We start from the raw sequence: 3,374 nt of genomic DNA, 5'->3' as shown, positions 1-3,374 counted from the left end.
ATAATTAACTTTACTTCGTTCCTTCCGGGAATATAATGGCCGCAATTTCAAAGCAGGAGAGTTCAGTTGGACAGTCACCCTTTTAGTTGGCATCACAAGGCAAGCTGACGCGCGAACTTTTTTGTCGCTGCTTGCCACCATGGCGGGCAGCAATCCTCCCTTTTCTGATGATTGTTCCCTTAAAACGACACTGTAACGGGCCAAAGCCCGTGGGGATATCATCATGCACATGATTTTTAACACACTTTTCCCTCCGCCTCGATACGCGCGCTGAACCCCAGCGTGCTGATTTGCGCTGCGCATTAGACAGCTTTTCGCTGTTCGATTGCGTGGTGTTTACCTTCGTCTTTATTTATTACTCGTTATTTTTCGAGCGACTCTTTTCGTCTTTAATTTCCGGGAGGTCATATGGAAATTCCCGATAGGTTATTTTTAATTTAAAAAACGCATTGCCGTTAATTTAATTTGTGTGCCACGCACGCAGGGATTTTTATTGCCGTAATAAAGAGGAATGTCACTATGACTGACATGAAACTCAACCAGGAAAAAAAGGCCTGGAATACCACGCGCCAGCCGCGTCAAAAAACACCTCGTTACCTGATTGAAGATGAAGCCGGTTTCACTGCCGATGAAACGCTGGTGCGTCTACGCAGCGATGCGCTTGGCCTGAGTGAGCGTGAAGCCGAGGCACGTTTAGGCGTCTATGGCCGCAATCAGGTTGAACACGACAAAGCGCCACCGGCTTTATTGCAGCTGCTGCAGGCGTTCAACAATCCGTTTATCTATGTCCTGATGGCGCTGGCGTTGGTGAGCTTTTTCACTGATTTCTGGCTGCCGCTGCGCAACGGCGAGGAGACCGATCTGACCGGTGTCATCATCATTGTGACGATGGTAACGCTCAGCGGTTTGCTGCGCTTCTGGCAGGAGTTCCGCACCAATAAAGCGGCGCAGGCGCTGAAATCAATGGTGCGCACCACCGCAACGGTGCTGCGTCGTGAGTCAGCGCAGCAAGCGCCGCTCAAACAGGAAGTCGATATCGCCACGCTGGTGCCGGGTGACATCATCTATCTGTCGGCGGGGGATTTGGTGCCAGCCGATGTGCGCCTGCTGGATTCACGCGACCTGTTTATCAGCCAGGCGATTTTGACCGGCGAATCGTTACCGGTTGAGAAATATGACGTCACCGGCCACGTCACCAGTAAAAGCAGCGGTGCCAGCGAGCAGGGCACATCGCTGCTGGAACTCGGCAGCGTTTGCCTGATGGGCACCAACGTGTCGAGCGGCAGCGCCAAAGCGGTAGTGGTGGCAACCGGCAGTGAAACCTACTTCGGCAGCCTGGCGAAATCGATAGTTGGTAATCGCTCACAAACCGCTTTTGATCGTGGTGTAAACAGCGTGAGCTGGCTGCTGATCCGCTTCATGCTGGTGATGGTGCCGGTGGTTTTGCTGATTAATGGTTTGACCAAAGGCGACTGGCTGGATGCTTCGCTGTTTGCACTGGCGGTGGCGGTGGGCTTAACGCCTGAAATGTTGCCGATGATCGTCAGCTCCAATCTGGCGAAAGGTGCCATCGCCATGTCGCGGCGTAAAGTGATCGTCAAACGTCTGAATGCGATTCAAAACCTCGGCGCGATGGATATTCTCTGCACCGACAAAACCGGCACGCTGACGCAGGACAACATCATTCTGGAGCATCATCTGGATTGTGCTGGCGTGGAGAATTCTCGCGTGCTGATGCTGAGCTGGCTCAACAGCCATTATCAAAGCGGTACGTTGAATCTGATGGATCGCGCCATTTTGCAGTACGGCAAAAACCGCGTCAGCGAGGCGGTGGGCGATACCTATATCAAAGTGGATGAACTGCCGTTTGATTTCATTCGCCGTCGCGTCTCGGTGGTGGTGCGCGATCGTCGTCTCAATCAACAAATGCTGATCTGCAAAGGCGCGGTGGAAGAGATGCTGAGCATCGCGACTGCCGAGCGTGAAGGCAAACTGGTGCAGCCGCTGAACGAAACGCGTCGCGCAGAACTGCTGGCGCTGGCACATCAATATAATGAGCAGGGTTTCCGCGTGCTGCTGGTGGCGAGTCGCGTGCTGGCGGAGCCGGGTTTACAACAGCCGCTGAGCGTGGCGGATGAGCAAGGCTTAACGGTTGAAGGGCTGCTGACTTTCCTCGATCCACCGAAAGAGAGCGCCGCCAAAGCCATCGGCGCGCTGCGCGACAATGGCGTCAGCGTCAAAGTGCTGACCGGCGATAATCCGGTGGTCACCGCGCGTATTTGCCAGCAGGTTGGCATCGACAGCGGCGCGATCATCACCGGCGACCAGATTGCCCTGATGAGCGACGAGCAGCTGGCCGATGCCGCCGCGCAGAGTTCAGTATTCGCTAAACTCACGCCGCTGCAGAAATCACGCATCCTGCGCGCGCTGCAGCAGCAAGGCCACACCGTTGGCTTCCTCGGCGACGGGATTAATGATGCGCCGGCGCTGCGTGATGCTGATGTCGGGATTTCCGTGGATAGCGCGGCGGACATTGCTAAAGAGTCCTCCGATATCATCCTGCTGGAAAAAGATTTGATGGTGCTGGAAGAGGGCGTAATGAAGGGACGCGAAACCTTCGGCAACATCATTAAGTATCTGAACATGACCGCCAGCTCGAACTTCGGCAACGTGTTCTCGGTGTTGGTGGCGAGCGCCTTTATTCCGTTCCTGCCGATGCTGGCGATACATCTGCTGATTCAGAACCTGATGTACGATCTGTCCCAGCTGGCGCTGCCGTGGGACAAAATGGACCGCGAGTTCCTGCGCAAACCGCGTAAATGGGACGCGCGTAATATCAAACGCTTTATGCTGTGGATTGGGCCAACATCGTCGATTTTCGATATCACCACCTTCGCGCTGATGTGGTACGTGTTCGCGGCGAATACGCCAGAAATGCAGTCACTGTTCCAGTCCGGCTGGTTTATTGAAGGCCTGCTGTCGCAGACGCTGGTGGTGCACATGCTGCGCACGCAAAAGATTCCGTTTATCCAGAGCCGTGCAGCGCTGCCGGTGCTGCTGACCACTGCGTGTGTGATGATTGCCGGCATTCTGCTGCCGTTCTCACCGCTGGGTGCGATGGTGGGATTGGTGCCGCTTCCATGGTCTTACTTCCCTTGGCTGGTGGCGACACTGCTCGGTTATTGCGTGGTCGCGCAGGGCATGAAAATGCTCTACATCAAGCGTTTTGGTCAGTGGTTTTAAACACATGGAGGCGAAATGCGTAACCGCAATCTCAATAAGGTGGTGTTTCACCTGATACTGATGATGATCGTCATCGAGGTGTTAACGCTGGTGTTTCGTTAACGCGAAGAAGGGCAGGATTTCCTGCCCTT

General features: G+C 54.5%; 2 protein-coding genes. One reads left to right on the top strand and one right to left on the bottom strand.

The window, feature by feature from the left end:
• A partial coding sequence (locus RTY00_RS22210) for a hypothetical protein (RefSeq protein ID WP_312666281.1) occupies positions 1-243 on the bottom strand: 243 nt, incomplete at its 3' end.
• Positions 244-519: 276 nt separating this feature from the next.
• Here RTY00_RS22210 and mgtA point away from each other — a divergent pair.
• The gene (gene mgtA / locus RTY00_RS22205; protein WP_312666279.1) at positions 520-3,243 is read left to right on the top strand and encodes a magnesium-translocating P-type ATPase; all 2,724 of its coding nucleotides are present in this window, start codon (positions 520-522) and stop codon (positions 3,241-3,243) included.
• Positions 3,244-3,374 lie beyond the last annotated feature (131 nt).

Source organism: Pantoea sp. CTOTU49201 (genome assembly GCF_032054795.1).
In the GTDB taxonomy this organism is placed as follows: Bacteria; Pseudomonadota; Gammaproteobacteria; order Enterobacterales; family Enterobacteriaceae; genus Pantoea; species Pantoea symbiotica.
Note: the sequence above shows the minus strand (reverse complement) of the source record. Positions and strands in the feature narration are given on the sequence as shown.